The following is a 15535-nucleotide window of genomic DNA, read 5'->3' on the forward strand; positions in this document are numbered from 1 at the left end:
CCCCAACAGAGATCACGTGCAGTTCGATTGATTTCAGTCCTGCGCCACTTAGGTTGGGTTGAAGGCAAGGACGACGAAGCACATGACCGATCACTCACATCTGTCGCGCCCGCTGGCGGTGCCTGCGGGGCGCATTTCGCGTTTTGGGCGGATGGGATCGCTTGCTGCAGGTGTGGCGGGACGCATGGCCGTTGGTGGTGCGTTGCAACTGGGGCAGGGTCGTCGCCCGGTTGCGCGTGATCTGTTGCTGACACCCACAAACATCCGACGCATCGCGGACGAATTGGCACGTATGCGCGGCGCGGCTATGAAAGTCGGGCAATTGATGTCGATGGACACCGGCGATGTGCTGCCGCCTGAGCTGGCTGATATCATGGCCCGGTTGCGCGCAGATGCGGATTTCATGCCGCCGCAGCAATTGCGCGACGTTCTGGATGCGGAATGGGGCGCTGGATGGCGCAAGCGGTTTGCACGTTTTGATGTTCGACCCATTGCTGCTGCATCGATTGGTCAGGTTCACAGGGCTCAGTTGCCCGATGGAACTGACCTTGCCATCAAAGTTCAGTATCCCGGTATCGCGCGCAGCATAGACAGTGATGTTGCGAATATCGGGAGGTTGATCCGATTGTCCGGTTTGCTTCCCGACGGCTTTGCAATCGACTCTTACCTCGACGAAGCGTGCGCGCAGTTGAAGGAAGAGGCGGACTACCAAGCCGAAGCCGCACATCTTGAACATTTTGCGGCATTACTGAAGGACGGTCCGAACCTGGCACTTCCAAAGCTGCACGCGCCGCTGACCACGCGCAAGGTCCTCGCCATGACCTTCGTACCGTCAGAGGGGATCGAGAGTGTTGCCGACCTGCCGCAAGAACAGCGCGATCATGTCATGTACGTGCTATGTGATCTGATGTTGCGTGAGCTCTTCGTGTTTGGCTGCATGCAGACCGATCCGAACTTTGCCAATTATCGCTACGACCGTGATACCGGGCGCATTGTGCTTTTGGATTTCGGTGCAACCCGCAATGTGCCAGCGAAGCTGTCAGAGCAGATGCGCGCGCTGATGCGTGCTGGAATTGCGGGTGCGCGTGAAGACGTGGCACAGATTGTTGCGGCGATGGAGTTGGTGCCGGAAACGGTGGAGGAGCCGTTTCGCACGCGCATCCTTGATATGATCATGCTTGTTTTCGACGAAATTCGGGATTCCCCTCTTTTGGACGTTGCGGCGTCCGGACTGTCCCAGCGTTTGCAAAAGGCAGGGGAAACACTGGCGATTGACGGGTTTGTCCCGCCGCCGGTCCCAATGGATCTGCTATATATTCAGCGCAAGGTTGCGGGCATGTTCTTGTTGGCCAATCGCTTGCGTGCACGCGTTCCGGTTGCTGCTTTGTTGGCTACTCACATGGATCACACATGACGGCGCTGGCCCCGGTTCTGCAGTTCAGCGGTGTTAAGAAGGCATTTGCCAATGGTGGCGCACCTGTACCGGTTCTGCGTGGTGTCGATCTCACGCTGGAGGCCGGAGGGACTTTGGCCCTGACCGGAGAATCTGGCAGCGGCAAGAGCACGCTCTTGCATATCGCTGGTGGGCTTGAAACGGCGGATGAGGGCGTAGTGCATGTCGTGGGCCACGATCTGGGTACGATGTCGGACAGTGCCCGGGCAGAGGTGCGATGCAAGGACGTGGCAGTCGTTTTTCAACAGTTCAACCTGATCCCGTCATTGACGGTGGGTGACAACATCACGTTCCAGGGGCGGCTATCGGGGCGCTTAGACAGTGATCTGATTCAACGTCTTTCGCAGCGGTTGGGCCTTGTGGATCAAATGCGCAAATACCCGGAGGCCTTGTCCGGGGGGCAACAGCAACGGGTGGCGATGGCGCGCGCACTCGCGGCCCGGCCCAAAGTGCTGCTGGCTGACGAGCCGACAGGAAACCTAGACGAAGGCACTGCAGCAGAGGTTTTGGACCAGTTGCTGCATCTTGTTGAAGATACTGGCGCGGCGTTGCTTTTGGTGACCCATTCGCCAGCCATTGCGGCGCGGATGGATCGACGCTTGCATCTGAGCCAGGGACGCCTCGCATGACACGCGCCTGCATGGCTGCACTGCTGTCGCACTGGCGTCGGAACCCTTTGCAGCTGTTTTCTTTCCTTGCGGGCCTCGCCCTGGCAACGGCGCTGTGGTCTGGCGTGCAGGCCATCAATGCAGAAGCGCGCGCCAGCTATGACGCCGCCGCTGCAACGTTGGGTGAGGGGCAATTCGATCAGATTGTGCCAGTGACCGGTGACAGTATCGCGCAGCAGGACTTTGTCGAACTGCGCCGTGCCGGATGGCTTGTTTCGCCTGTTCTTGATGGGCGGCTTGAAGGCGTCCGTCTACTTGGTTTTGACCCGCTGTCTTCTCCTGCTGGTTTTGGCGTTGGGCAGGTGTCCCAGACAGGGGATCTGACGGCTTTTCTGAATCCCGGACTGCTTTATGCAAATGCTGCCACTGCGGAACGGCTGCAGGCTGACATCGAGATTGTCATTGATCCCGCCATCGCGCCCGGCATCGCGGTGGGCGACATCGGTGTTGTTCAACGACTGCTTGGTCGTGATGATCTTTCGCGCCTCTTGCTGCAACCTATTCAACCGATGGCACGGTCTGACCTTGGCGACGTTGCACCGGGGCTGCGGCTACAAAGCGCGAACCAGATGGCCGATGTGGGAGAGTTGACCGACAGCTTTCACCTGAATCTGACGGCCTTTGGCTTGCTGAGCTTCGCTGTTGGTCTGTTCATCGTATACAGCACGATTGGCCTGGCCTTTGAGCAGCGCCGAGGACTGGTACGCACACTGCGCGCGCTGGGTGTGCCTTTGCGGCGTCTTGTCAGTTTGATGCTGATGGAAATTTTGCTGCTGGCACTTGTTGGCGCGAGCCTGGGCATTGTTCTAGGTTATGTGATCGCGGCCGTTTTGCTGCCTGACGTGGCCGTGACCTTGCGGGGGTTGTATGGCACGGAAGTCGCTGGAACGCTTCAATTCCGCGCGTCTTGGTGGGCTTCCGGTCTGGCTATTGCGGTGCTTGGGGCCTTTGCTGCCGCTGGCGGGCGGCTGTGGCAAATCGCAAGGATGCCCTTGCTGGCAAGTGCGCGGCCCCGCGCATGGGCAATGACCTCGGGACGCGTGCAGCGTTTACAAGCCGTTGTTGCAATTGCCTTGCTGCTTTGCGCGGCGGGGCTTCTCTGGGGCGGGTCGGGCCTGTTAGCCGGATTTGCTCTTTTGGGGTTTTTCCTAATTGGCGCGGCACTGGCTTTGCCGGTGGTTCTGCATCCGGTGCTCAGATACGCGGAAAATATGGCTAGAACCCCGGCAAATCGCTGGTTCTGGGCGGATACGCGGCAGCAGTTGCCCGGTCTCAGCCTTGCCTTGATGGCGCTGCTGCTCGCCTTGTCGGCCAATATCGGTGTGGCAACCATGGTGTCCAGCTTCCGGCAGACATTTGTGGACTTTCTGGATCAGCGGCTTGCGCCTGAACTCTATGTTGAGGCTGCCGATGCCGCGCAGGCCGCAACGATTGAGACGGCGATGGCCGGGCAGGGGGTTACGGTTCTTCCATTGCTTGCAGTTGATACAGAGGTCGCCCGGTTTCCGGCTCGGCTTTTTGGCGTACGTGTTGGCCAAACATACCGGAACAACTGGGCCTTTCTGGATGCGGTGCCGGACGCTTGGGATCAGGTCGAGGCGGGCGCGGCGGCGGTCGCCAATGAGCAGCTTGCCCGGCGTGCGGATTTGTGGGTCGGGGATCAGATTGTCATTGCGCCGGGACGGTCACTGCCTATTGCAGCGGTGGTGGCAGACTATGGTAATCCGAAAGGGCAGATTGTCGTCGCTGAAACCTTGTTCCGTGATCTACATCCGGACATCACGCCCCGTCAGTTTGGTTTGCGCACGCAGAACCCACAGCAGCTTCGGAGTGTTCTGACCGACGACTTGGGCATTGCCGACAACGCAATTACGGATCAGTCGGTGATCAAGGCCTTTTCACTTCAGGTGTTCGACCGCACCTTTACGGTGACTGCCGCGTTGAATGTACTGACCCTGGCGGTCGCTGGCTTTGCCATGCTGATGAGTTTGCTGACATTGGCCGATCTGCGGGTCCCACAATTGGCCCCTGTCTGGGCGCTTGGGCTGACACGGCGCAAGATTGGACAACTTGAACTGATGCGCGCCGTTGTCTGTGCCGGGCTGGTATGTCTCTTCGCGTTGCCTGTCGGTCTCGGGTTGGCGTGGGTGTTGCTGGCAGTCATCAATGTCGAAGCGTTTGGGTGGCGCCTGCCAATGTTCCTTTTCCCCGGTGATTATGCGCGTCTGGGTCTCTACGCGATGCTTGCAGCCGTGGCGGCGGCCGCGTGGCCTGCCTTGCGGCTGGCACGAACGCCGCCAAACGCGCTGCTCAAGGTGTTTGCCAATGAACGTTAAGGCGGTGATTTTTTGTTTGCTCTGGCCAATTCCGGCTCTGGCACAGGGATTTGCGGGGTTGGGATCGGACGCCGATGGTTTCGCGGTGCCACAGGCGGGACGGCAGTTTGATTTTCCCGCCGATCACGGACCGCATCCGGACTACAGGATTGAATGGTGGTATCTGACAGCCAACCTGAAGGCTGCGGATGGCACGCCATACGGGCTGCAATGGACGTTGTTCCGGTCGGCGCTTGCGCCGGGTGAGAGCGAGGGTTGGACGTCGCCACAGGTGTGGTTTGCCCACGCGGCTGTCACAACACCCGACGCGCATTTCGCGACTGAACGCTTTGCTCGCGGCGGGATTGGGCAGGCGGGTGTGCAGGCTGATCCATTCCGCGCGTGGATTGATGAATGGGCCATGGAAGGCCCGGATCTGGATACGCTGTCGCTGAGCGCTCAAGGTCCTGACTTTGGCTACGACATGGCGTTGCAGGCCCAAGGGCCGTTGGTTTTTCAAGGGCAGGACGGGTATTCGGTAAAATCGGCTGATGGACAGGCCAGTTACTACTACTCGCAACCATTCTATAACATTACCGGCACCTTGGTTTTGCCGGATGGAACTGTTCAGGTCACTGGCAGCGCATGGCTGGATCGGGAATGGTCGTCGCAACCTTTGTCCGAAACGCAATCCGGTTGGGACTGGTTCTCCCTGTCTTTTGAGAGTGGTGAGAAGTTGATGGGGTTCCAACTGCGCCAACGCGATGGGACGTTTTACAGCGCATCCACCTGGATCGAGCCAGATGGTGCAACGACGGCTTATCCGGATGGTGCGTTTACGGCCGAGCCTGTCACGCAGGGTGCTGTTGCCGGACGTAGCCTGCCGACGACCTGGCGCGTCCGTCTGCCGGACAGGGGCGTCGATGTTTCTGTCGCGGCACTGAATACACAGGCATGGATGCCCTTGGCTATTCCATATTGGGAAGGGCCCGTGCATATCACGGGCAGCCACGATGGTGTCGGATATCTGGAGATGACGGGATATGAGTGACCCGGGCGATTTGGCATACTTTCTGGCCACAGCATGGCGGCAAATGCGTCGAGGCGTTGCGGATGGCAGGTCACCGGCCCGATATCCGACCTTTGCCACCGTGTCGCCCACCGGCGTGCCCGAGGCGCGCACAGTCGCGTTGCGCCGCGCAAACGAACCTGACGCGGTGGTCGAGGTGCACACCGATATCGTGACGGCCAAGATTGAGGCGTTGCGCCAATGTCCCAGGGCAGCTCTCCACATGTGGTTGCCCCGATCGCGCCTGCAAATTCGTTTGACCACGACCGTGGCGATCCTGACCGGGGCCTTTGTCGAGCGGGAATGGGACAGGGTTCCTGTTGCATCGCGCGTGTCCTATGGGACAGCACCTGATCCAGGCACACCGATCGAGGATGTGTTTGCCTATGACAAGCCCCCGATCCGAGAGAGGTTTGCCGTGTTGCGGTGCACGATAGACCACATAGATCTCGTGCACCTGGGCGAGAAACATCGCCGCGCCGCATATGTTCGAGATGATAGTTGGTGTGGTACCTGGCTGGCTCCATAAGGCCAGCCATCGCGCACCCGCAAAACCCATCCCGTCAAGGACACGAGACTGGCATTTTTTAATCTTCGTCGTCGAGGGAAGGTAGCAACCTGACAATGACGCCCATCAACAATGCTGTGCTGATGCCGAACGTTAAAAGGCCGGTGATTGCGGCAAATGTTCCGAAAATGCGCAAACCGGAGTCCAACAGCAGATCACCGTATCCCAATGTCGTATATGTCGCGGTCGCGAAGTAGAAGCTGGTTGGAAAATCATCGAATGCTTTCATTGCGAAGAATGCCAACGCCCAAGACCAGACCTGAATCGTATGTGCAAAAAGGAGAATAAGTACGTTTAGACTGGTAATGATCAATGTCCGAAGGCGCGATCCGGTTTTCTCCAAACGGTCAGCAGCACTTGCCAGAAACGGAACAAGCATCGCAACCGCACCAACGTGGATCAGAGCGCAAATCGTCAAAAGCGCGCTGCCAAGCAGGATTTGGGATGCAGCAGTCATCGGCGGCCTTTCGGAGGGTCACAGTTTGATCCCGACTGTGCAACGCGGTGTCCGAAGGCTCAAGACCCTGTAAACAGGTGGCTTTCCACGCCTCAGCCAGATGCGCTGGTCAGCTGCCAAGCAGCAGGGTTCTACATGTTGTCAGATGGGTGTTGGCGACTTGACGCGCGGTTTTAGCGCGGTCGGCGCGTGTGCCAAAGCTGGCTTGCTGTAAGAGCGCCGCATGAGCAAGTTTGACTTCTATCCTGTGACTGAGGATCGCGCGGCCCTGTCCGGGAACCCGTGACGCGTCAGTCAAGCTGACAAAGGAAGCCCGGTCTTGCTCGTACACCTGCGCCACAGGATCATTCAAAAGCCATGCATGCTCCATTTCGGCCGAGAAACGGCCAGCACATTCGGCGAAGGAAAAGGCGATGTCGTTGTCGGCTGCGGCCTGTGTGATCCAGGTTGCCATAACGACGAACGCTGCGCACATCGTTTTTATTCTGCTCATGTTTTGAGCATTGCGGTGAAAAAGCTGAGCGTCAACTGTGCAGACTGTAAAGAATTGTGGCGGATTCTTTCAGTCTTGCACTGTCAGGTCTTTCGCGTCGGGAACGACTTCGTGGCAGATGGTTTCAGTTTCTGCTGGGCAGACTGGATGCCGCGCGCTTTTCAGATGCGCAAAATGTGGTTTCCATGGCATCTTCTGCGCGGAAAAGGCGGGAAAACGGATACAATTGTCGCGCTTGCGTGACTGGCATTGAGCCTTTGCCGCTGACCCGTTATCTGCACGGCATACAATGGTGTGCAGAACAGCATGCCATGCGCCCCTCGTGTCTGAAACAAGCGAAAGACTGCATTATGTCCCAAGACGCCGCTCCCGACATCATCTACACCGTCACGGATGAAGCCCCGCAACTAGCGGCGGCATCGCTGCTGCCCATCGTGCGCAAATTTGCGTCTGCCGCAGGCATCGACGTGTCAACGCGTGATATCTCGGTTGCGGGCCGTATCCTGGCAACATTCCCCGAACGCCTAACCGACGCGCAGGCGCAAAGTGATGATCTGGCGGCCCTTGGTCAGTTGGTGACCACGCCGGACGCAAACGTGATCAAGCTGCCGAACATCTCTGCTTCGGTGCCGCAGCTGCAAGCGGCGATCAAGGAATTGCAAGATCAGGGCTTCGATATTCCTGACTATCCCGAAGCTCCTGCCTCGGATGAAGAAAACGACATTCGTGCCCGTTACGACGCGATCAAAGGCTCCGCGGTGAACCCGGTCCTGCGTGAAGGCAATTCGGACCGCCGCGCGCCCGCTGCCGTCAAAACCTATGCCAAGGACAATCCACATTCGATGGGCGCGTGGAGCGCCGACAGCAAGACCAAGGTATCGACCATGGGCGCTGGCGATTTCCGGTCGAACGAGAAATCGGTGACCTTGAGCGATGCTCAGGCCGGTGCTTTGAGAATTGAGCATACGGCAGCAGATGGCACCGTGACCGTGCTCAAGGACGGCCTGATGATGGACGCGGGCACGATTGTCGACGCGACCTATATGTCACGCGATGCTTTGATGACCTTCTTAGGCAAAGCGATTGATGACACGAAAGCCGATGGCACGCTGTTTTCATTGCACATGAAGGCCACAATGATGAAGGTTTCCGACCCGATCATCTTTGGCCACGCCGTTCGCGCCTACCTCAAGCCCGTCTTTGACAAATATGCCGACGACTTCGCCGCCGCGGGTGTGAACCCGAACTCCGGACTTGGCACCATGCTGGACGTGATCGCGGGCATGTCCAACGGGGCCGCGATCAAGGCCGAGATTGACGCGGTCATGGCGGATCGCCCGCCGATGTACATGGTGAATTCCGACAAGGGTATCACCAACCTGCACGTGCCATCCGATGTGATCATCGATGCGTCGATGCCCGCGGTGCTGCGCGCCGGCGGCAAGGGCTGGGGCCCGGATGGGAAAGAGGGCGACACGAACTGCGTGATCCCAGACAGCTCCTACGCTCCGATCTACGCTGAGACGGTTGATTTCTTCAAAGCCAATGGCGCGCTGGACCCGACAACAGCGGGAACCGTGCAGAACATCGGCCTGATGGCGAAAAAGGCCGAGGAATACGGCTCGCACCCAACCACTTTCGAAATTCCTGCTGCTGGCACGGTCAAGGTCATTGCAAGCAATGGTGACTTGCTGACCAACCACGATGTGGAAGCTGGCGATATCTGGCGCATGGCTTCGACCCGTAAGGAAGCGGTTTTGAACTGGGTTGATTTGGCGGTTTCGCGCGAATCCACAACGGGTTACGCGTCGGTCTTCTGGTTGGATGCCACACGCGGTCATGACGCTGAGCTGATCAAGATGATCACGCCGATCCTGGCTGAGAAGGGTAAGACCGATACCTTCCAGATCATGGACCCGGCCGCTGCCACGCGCCACGCGCTCAAAGTGATCACCGCTGGCGACAACTGCATCGCCATTACCGGGAACGTGCTGCGTGACTATCTGACCGACCTCTTCCCGATCCTTGAGGTGGGCACATCGGCCAAGATGCTGTCAGTGGTGAAGCTGATGAACGGCGGCGGCATGTTCGAAACCGGGGCAGGTGGGTCCGCCCCGAAACATGTCCAACAGCTGGTCGAGGAAAACCACCTGCGCTGGGACAGCCTGGGTGAGTTCTGCGCCATTGCTGAAAGCCTTCGCTTCTTTGGTGACGCACACGGCAATACGAAGGCGTCCATCATGGGTGATGCTGCGGATGCTGCGATCATCAAGCTGCTGGGCGAGGGCAAATCGCCAGGCCGCAAAGTTGGTCAGCCGGACAACCGTGACAGCCACTTTTTCTTTGCGCTGTACTGGGCCGAAGCGTTGGCGGCACAAGGCGATGACGTTGAGCTTGCCGCATCCTTTGCCAATCTTGCTGCATCGCTTGGCGAAAACGCAGACACGATTTCCACCGAACTAATGGCCGGACGTGGTGCGGCGGTGGACTTGGGTGGCTACTACAACACCGATGAGGCAAAGGTGGCTGGCATCATGCGCCCGTCTGCAACTCTGAATGCCCTGATTGACAGTTAAGAATCCCGCGCCGCCGGGTTTGTTCTTCGGCGGCGCATTTGCTTCGCAGTATTCAGGTTGTGAATGCTGTGCCTACGAAGGTTGCCGAAAATGAGACATTTCGGCGCCACATATTTCGGATACCCAAAAGTGTGACAGCTTGTTCGTGAATGTCACGAGTCTGGCCGCGGCTGACCTTGCGTCGCCCGACAACAAACCCCTAGCGTGCGCCAGAACTCACAAGTGAACCAAGGCATCCGATGGCACGTGAATACCTTAAGAAAGCAACGCTGACCGCAACATCAGGGGCATCTGACGTCAACCAGATTGTGAACGATATCCTGACCGATATCGAAGCTGGCGGAGATGCCAAGGCTTTGGAGTATGCTGCGAAGTTCGACAAGTACGAAGGCAATGTACTTCTGACTTCTGACGAGATCGAAGCGGCCATCGCGCAAGTGCCCGAAAAGCTGAAAGCGGACATTCGGTTTGCCCATGACAATGTGCGGCGGTTTGCGGAGACCCAGAAAGCAACGGTGGCGAACGTTGAGCTTGAGGTCGTGCCCGGCCTGATTGCCGGACAGAAAGCGATCCCGGTTGATGCAGCCGGTTGTTATGTGCCGGGTGGTCGGTACAGCCACATTGCCAGCGCCATCATGACCGTCACAACGGCCAAGGTTGCCGGCTGCAAGCACATCACCGCATGTTCACCGCCGCGTCCCGGCGTCGGTGTGGCACCGGCCATTGTCTATGCCGCACATATCTGTGGTGCGGACAAGATCATGGCCATGGGCGGCGTGCAGGGTGTCGCGGCCATGACATTTGGATTGTTTGGCTTGCCCAAGGCAAACATTCTTGTCGGTCCTGGCAACCAGTTTGTCGCAGAAGCCAAGCGCATTCTTTTTGGCCGCGTGGGCATTGATATGATTGCGGGCCCGACCGACAGCTTGATCCTTGCTGATGGCAAGGCCGACGCGCATATTGTTGCGACCGACCTCGTGAGCCAGGCCGAACACGGCTATAACTCGCCGGTATGGTTGGTCACGGACAGCCGCGATCTGGCCGAACGCGTGATCGAGATGGTGCCCCGACTGATCGACGACCTGCCGGAGGTGAACCGCGAGAACGCGACTGCAGCCTGGCGCGACTATGCCGAGGTGATTTTGTGCGCGGACCGCGAAGAAATGGCCGCCTGTTCTGATGATTACGCGCCAGAGCACCTTACCGTACAGGCAGAAGACTTGGATTGGTGGTTGGAACGTCTGACATGTTACGGCTCGCTGTTTCTTGGGGAAGAGACAACCGTGTCCTACGGCGACAAGGCATCTGGCACGAACCACGTGTTGCCGACCTCTGGTGCGGCAAACTACACAGGTGGCTTGTCCGTACATAAGTACATGAAGATCGTGACATGGCAGCGCGCGACCCGGGAGGGGTCGAAACCAGTAGCAGAAGCAACAGCTCGTATCTCGCGCCTTGAAGGGATGGAGGGTCACGCCCGTGCGGCGGATGTGCGTCTGGCCAAGTACTTCCCGGGTGAAAACTTTGACCTGAGCGCTGAAGGCTGATCCGATACGTGCCAGCATGGCCATTGCTGATGACGTGGCGGGGGAGAGGAGCCGTTAAGTGAAAGCACTTGTTTATGATGGCGTGGAAACGCTGACGTTTCACGATGTGCCGGACGCAGAAGCAGCACCGGATCAGGAATTGGTGCGCATTGTCGCTTCCGGCATCTGCGGATCGGATATGCACGCTTACCTTGGACATGATGACCGGCGCCCCGCGCCACTGATCCTTGGGCACGAGGCGGCCGGTTTGATCGTAGGCGGGGACCGCGACGGCACGCGGGTCACAATCAACCCGCTGGTGAGCTGCGGTACCTGTGCTGCTTGCACGTCCGGCCGCGACAATCTGTGCCCGGATCGCAAGATCATCTCGATGCCACCGCGCGAAGGTGCGTTTGCGGAATTGGTGGCTATGCGGCCTGCCAATCTGGTCGAGGTGCCAGACAACGTATCTTTGGACAAAGCCGCCTTGGCCGAGCCGCTTGCAGTCAGCTGGCATGCTGTTCGTCTTGGGTTGGCGGCATTGGATCCGGCAGCCAGCCGCTCCGCGCTTGTTTTGGGCGGCGGCGCAATTGGTCTTGCTGCTGCCTTGGCGCTGAAAGCGCAGGGTCTGTCCAATGTCACTGTTGCCGAGCCGAATGAAGCAAGGCGCAGCTTTCTGGAAAAACAGTGTAACCTTCCATGTGTCCCCGCAGGGACAGGAAGTTACGGGATCGTTGTGGATGCCGTGGGATACGCCGCCACTCGGGCTTCAGCCTCATCACTCACGGAACCTGGCGGCGTGATCGTTCATATCGGGCTTGGCGAAGACACTGGCGGTCTCGATATTCGGCGCATGACCTTACAGGAAATCACCTTCATCGGCACCTACACGTACACCCCGCAGGATTTCCGCGACACATGCGCCGCGATTTTTGACGGTCGCCTTGGTCCGCTCGATTGGACCGAAGAACGTCCATTGTCGGATGGCGCCCGCGCCTTTGCCGACTTGCGCAGCGGAGCGGTCGCTGCGCCCAAAATCATCCTCCACCCCTGATGCCGGAGACAGCATATTCATGAACATAGACAAGAAAATCACCGATGATTTGGTTGCGAACGACATCTCGTTTGTAACAACGGTGCCTTGCAAACAGCTTGCAGGTGTCATCGACGAAATCGATCAGCACCCGGACATCTTCCATATCCCGTCAAACAAGGAAGACGAGGGCATGGGCCTGTGTGCCGGTGCATGGATGGGTGGAAAGCGCCCGGCCATCATCATGCAGAATACGGCCATCGGCGTAACGATCAACACTCTGGCCACGCTGATCCAATATTACCGTATGCCGCTGCCTATGCTGATCAGCTACCGGGGTGAGTTGCGCGAGCCTGTGGCCTGCCAGGTTGAGATGGCGGTCCACACAAAGGCACTGCTCGCGCAGATGAATATCCCCACTTACCACTTCCATCACCAAAAGGACGTGGAAGAGCTGGATATGATCCTGAAATACACCTTCATGTGCAACAAACCCGTGGCGATCCTGACCGACGCCAACTTCTGGGGAGGCTATGGCGACCAATGATCCGTTCTGAAATCCTCAAGGAAATTGCACCTATCCTCCGTGATCAACTGGTGGTCTGTAACATCGGCATCCCTAGTCAGGAGCTGCATGCCATCGACGACCAGCCCACGAATTTCTACATGCTGGGCACGATGGGTTTGTCGTCGTCGATAGGTTTGGGTTTGGCTCTGGCGCAGGACAAGACCGTGATCTCCATCGACGGTGACGGATCGGTGCTGACCAACCTGTGCACGCTGCCGACGATCGCCAACAACGTGGCCGACAACTACATTCTAATGATCATCGACAACGGGTCTTACGGCTCCACCGGAGATCAGCCGACCTACACGGGCAAGAAGACATCGCTTGCGGGCATGGCCCGCGCCGCGGGCTGCGAGAACGTGGTCGAGGTGATGGATATCGACACAGGTCCTGCCCTTGAGAAGGCAATTGCCGAGCGGAAGATGACGGTGATGGTTGTCAAATGCGACAGCGGAAACGCCAAGATGCCGGTCATCACGATGGATCCTGTGGTTATCAAGGATCGTTTTATGAAAGCGGTCATGGCCTGACCAATTGCTCCCGGTTGCAGCATGTGACCGGGGCGCACCTTAACGTCAAATTCATTGGCGCGCTTTACCGTCATTTCCAAACCAAACGGTAGCGGCGGTCAAATCTGTATGCGGCGAACACAGGCGATGAACAGGCGCATGGATGTGTTGTCTATACGTCTTTTTCGTCCGAACGCTGTGCTTCGGCGCGGCACATCTTTAGTACGCTTCCTCTCGTCTTTGTTCTCAAGGATCGTCGGCAGATTCTTTAAATGTTCTTTTCGTCAACTGGCTGCAAAGCCGGTGAGAACGCGGATTGAATATGCCTTTGATAGCAGACGTGACTTTCATCGAACCAGCCACGCCGCATGTACATCGCGAACGGTCGACAGGCGATCAATGTGATGCCGCAAACGCTGTTTATAACTCAAGGTGAGTATGCAACCGGCGCAGGGCCTGACATCGTCATCTCGACGCTGTTGGGATCCTGCGTTGCCTGCTGTTTGTGGGATCCAATAGCGCGTATCGGCGGAATGAACCATATGCTGCTTGCAGTGTCTGGAGGTGGCAAAACAAGCTGTGCGTTGTCCGGGATCAATGCAATGGAAGTGTTGATCAACGACCTTGTCAAACTGGGCGCGGCGCGCCGTCTATTGCAGGCAAAGGTGTTTGGTGGCGCCCGGATGATTTCCGGCTTTTCGGACATCGGGGCTAAGAATGCGGCCTTCACGCTGTCCTATCTTGAACAAGAAGGCATACCTTTGATCACCAAGTCTTTGGGGGGTAACAGCGCAAGAAATCTGCGTTTTTGGCCAGGTACAGGCCGCGCCATGCAAAAGATGACAAATGCCTTAGTACGGGATGTGGCGTTTGCTGCGCCGGGTGGCAATGGGGTCGAATTATTCTGAGGCTGACCGTTCGGAAGTACTGGCTAGAAAAGCTCGATGGAGCCGGGTGGGGCTTCCTGATCGTCAGTGTTATCGGGATCCAGAATTGACCGCGTCTGGGCCAATTGCAAATGTAATGCAGAAGACTCTGCGACATGTGGCGTAGTTGCAAGTGCGCTGCAAACAACAACGAGATCCTGTAGCGACTGTGAAATGCGATCGATGCTTTGTAACTGCAGTATCTGCTGCGTCGTCAGCTTGGCACGGGATTGCTCCGTTACTTCAGACAAAGTTTCGGAAACGATCAACAGGTCATCACTTATTTTGGCAAGAGCGCTTGCCATCCGCGACAATGCAAGATTGCATTGAGCTGCATCTGACTTGCTCTGTGCCATTAGAAAGGTCTGATCACAGATTGAACTCGTACGCGCAACCACACGGAAAAAAATGTTTTTTGCGTGTTGTTGTCTGTTCTGAGGTGCTGCACCTGATCGTGAGATCTCTGTGCCACGCGCCCAACAAACAAAGCGAAGCCGACGCGCTGTTGATAAGCTTGCCGTTGCAAAGCCTTGGGCCGCATCACCTTACTCCTCCTTGATGCATCGCAGGCTGGTACGGCTAGAAGCACCGGTGCAATCCCAGGCAAGTTGAAACCTACCAATCCGCCTGCTCGGCTGCATGTGTAGCGTTTCGCTAGGGCACAAGTAGCTTTTCCAAGCTGTCTGAGCTTAGTGAATGCACAATCAACACTGATCTGAATTTGATCCAAAAATGCCATCCGGATTTCCTATTGAACCCAATCGACGGCGTCGTTGCATTTGATGTAAGTCGTTGGTCCGGCAGAGTGGAAGCCATGGGGCTTCGGAAACAAAATGCGTTCTGAATGCCCAAGAAAGAGCAAGCCCGCAGTGGACAGTGCGCACTTGAAGCGTGGCCACAGCTGCGCCTGTTTTAACTGATCGAAATAGATCATCACATTTCTGCAAAAGATTGCATCAAAGGCAAATCGCATGGGCCAATCGTCAAACAGGTTGAGTTCGTTCACCGAGACAACTCGAGTCAATACATCAGACATTCTTCGGTATGATTGGTTGTCGTCACAAGCGATTGTAAAGGCGTTCAAGTCATCCCGGGAAACACCATTCAGCTCAGTAGAGCTAAACTTAGCAGTGCGCGCTTGGCTGATGACTTGAGGGTCGATATCGGTGCCCAGGATCTTGAAGTCCGCTGCGGCAAGAGCCGGTTCCAAACGCAAAAGATGCATCGCAATTGAATAAGGTTCTTGTCCTTTTGAGCAACCCGCCGACCAGATGCGAATACGTTCATGCCGTTCAATGCGCTGTCTAAATGTTGGCATGAGCCGGTCGCTGAGCATCTTAAAGTGATGAGGTTCCCGGAAGAACTGGGACACAT

At 57.3% G+C, this 15535-nt stretch carries 16 protein-coding genes; 11 read left to right on the top strand and 5 right to left on the bottom strand.

The window, feature by feature from the left end:
- The first annotated feature begins 82 nt into the window (after positions 1 to 82).
- Genes AC6RA8_RS08810 through AC6RA8_RS08830 form a run of 5 tightly spaced genes read left to right on the top strand, consistent with a single transcriptional unit; the run spans position 83 to position 6034 of the window.
- Positions 83 to 1414 (top strand): ABC1 kinase family protein, encoded by a 1332-nt coding sequence (locus AC6RA8_RS08810; protein WP_500352101.1) that lies wholly within the window; start codon positions 83 to 85, stop codon positions 1412 to 1414.
- Positions 1411 to 2082: an ABC transporter ATP-binding protein gene (locus tag AC6RA8_RS08815; RefSeq protein WP_500352103.1), complete on the top strand. Its 672-nt coding sequence runs from the start codon at positions 1411 to 1413 to the stop codon at positions 2080 to 2082. The genes AC6RA8_RS08810 and AC6RA8_RS08815 overlap by 4 nt, the downstream gene beginning before the upstream one ends.
- The gene (locus tag AC6RA8_RS08820) at positions 2079 to 4457 is read left to right on the top strand and encodes an ABC transporter permease (RefSeq protein ID WP_500352105.1); all 2379 of its coding nucleotides are present in this window, start codon (positions 2079 to 2081) and stop codon (positions 4455 to 4457) included. Before AC6RA8_RS08815 ends, AC6RA8_RS08820 begins: the two co-directional genes overlap by 4 nt.
- Positions 4447 to 5487 carry a lipocalin-like domain-containing protein gene (locus tag AC6RA8_RS08825; protein WP_500352106.1) on the top strand — a complete coding sequence of 347 codons (1041 nt, stop codon included), beginning with the start codon at positions 4447 to 4449 and terminating at the stop codon, positions 5485 to 5487. The genes AC6RA8_RS08820 and AC6RA8_RS08825 overlap by 11 nt, the downstream gene beginning before the upstream one ends.
- Positions 5480 to 6034 (top strand): pyridoxamine 5'-phosphate oxidase, encoded by a 555-nt coding sequence (locus tag AC6RA8_RS08830; RefSeq protein WP_500352108.1) that lies wholly within the window; start codon positions 5480 to 5482, stop codon positions 6032 to 6034. Before AC6RA8_RS08825 ends, AC6RA8_RS08830 begins: the two co-directional genes overlap by 8 nt.
- A 58-nt stretch (positions 6035 to 6092) precedes the next feature.
- On the opposite strand, the gene AC6RA8_RS08835 is transcribed toward AC6RA8_RS08830, so the two are convergent.
- Together AC6RA8_RS08835 and AC6RA8_RS08840 are read right to left on the bottom strand one after the other, a co-directional pair.
- A complete protein-coding gene (locus AC6RA8_RS08835; protein WP_500352110.1) occupies positions 6093 to 6530 on the bottom strand; it encodes an ion channel in 438 nt (145 codons plus the stop codon).
- A 109-nt stretch (positions 6531 to 6639) separates the two neighbouring features.
- A complete protein-coding gene (locus AC6RA8_RS08840) occupies positions 6640 to 7023 on the bottom strand; it encodes a hypothetical protein (RefSeq protein WP_500352111.1) in 384 nt (127 codons plus the stop codon).
- Between the two features lie 350 nt (positions 7024 to 7373).
- Between AC6RA8_RS08840 and AC6RA8_RS08845 the strand changes: the two genes are divergently transcribed.
- From AC6RA8_RS08845 to AC6RA8_RS08870, 6 genes are all read left to right on the top strand, one after another.
- Positions 7374 to 9599, top strand: coding sequence for an NADP-dependent isocitrate dehydrogenase (locus AC6RA8_RS08845; protein WP_500352112.1), 2226 nt, complete (start codon positions 7374 to 7376; stop codon positions 9597 to 9599).
- A gap of 239 nt (positions 9600 to 9838) precedes the next feature.
- Positions 9839 to 11146, top strand: coding sequence for a histidinol dehydrogenase (gene hisD / locus AC6RA8_RS08850; protein ID WP_500352113.1), 1308 nt, complete (start codon positions 9839 to 9841; stop codon positions 11144 to 11146).
- A gap of 58 nt (positions 11147 to 11204) precedes the next feature.
- Positions 11205 to 12179 (top strand): zinc-dependent alcohol dehydrogenase, encoded by a 975-nt coding sequence (locus AC6RA8_RS08855; RefSeq protein WP_500352115.1) that lies wholly within the window; start codon positions 11205 to 11207, stop codon positions 12177 to 12179.
- Between the two features lie 19 nt (positions 12180 to 12198).
- A complete protein-coding gene (gene comD, locus AC6RA8_RS08860; RefSeq protein WP_472727112.1) occupies positions 12199 to 12705 on the top strand; it encodes a sulfopyruvate decarboxylase subunit alpha in 507 nt (168 codons plus the stop codon).
- The gene (comE, locus tag AC6RA8_RS08865) at positions 12702 to 13256 is read left to right on the top strand and encodes a sulfopyruvate decarboxylase subunit beta (RefSeq protein WP_500352117.1); all 555 of its coding nucleotides are present in this window, start codon (positions 12702 to 12704) and stop codon (positions 13254 to 13256) included. The genes comD and comE overlap by 4 nt, the downstream gene beginning before the upstream one ends.
- 347 nt (positions 13257 to 13603) lie before the next feature.
- A complete protein-coding gene (locus AC6RA8_RS08870) occupies positions 13604 to 14143 on the top strand; it encodes a chemotaxis protein CheD (protein WP_500352118.1) in 540 nt (179 codons plus the stop codon).
- A 23-nt stretch (positions 14144 to 14166) separates the two neighbouring features.
- Here the strand turns inward: AC6RA8_RS08870 and AC6RA8_RS08875 are convergent, their stop codons facing one another.
- The 3 genes from AC6RA8_RS08875 to AC6RA8_RS08885 form a co-directional block, all read right to left on the bottom strand.
- The gene (locus tag AC6RA8_RS08875; RefSeq protein ID WP_500352120.1) at positions 14167 to 14517 is read right to left on the bottom strand and encodes a hypothetical protein; all 351 of its coding nucleotides are present in this window, start codon (positions 14515 to 14517) and stop codon (positions 14167 to 14169) included.
- Positions 14517 to 14900: a hypothetical protein gene (locus AC6RA8_RS08880; RefSeq protein WP_500352121.1), complete on the bottom strand. Its 384-nt coding sequence runs from the start codon at positions 14898 to 14900 to the stop codon at positions 14517 to 14519. The genes AC6RA8_RS08875 and AC6RA8_RS08880 overlap by 1 nt, the downstream gene beginning before the upstream one ends.
- 9 nt (positions 14901 to 14909) lie before the next feature.
- Positions 14910 to 15535: CheR family methyltransferase (locus AC6RA8_RS08885; RefSeq protein ID WP_500352123.1), on the bottom strand; the 626-nt coding region annotated here is incomplete at its 5' end.

The sequence above is a fragment of the Tateyamaria sp. genome (assembly GCF_059783535.1).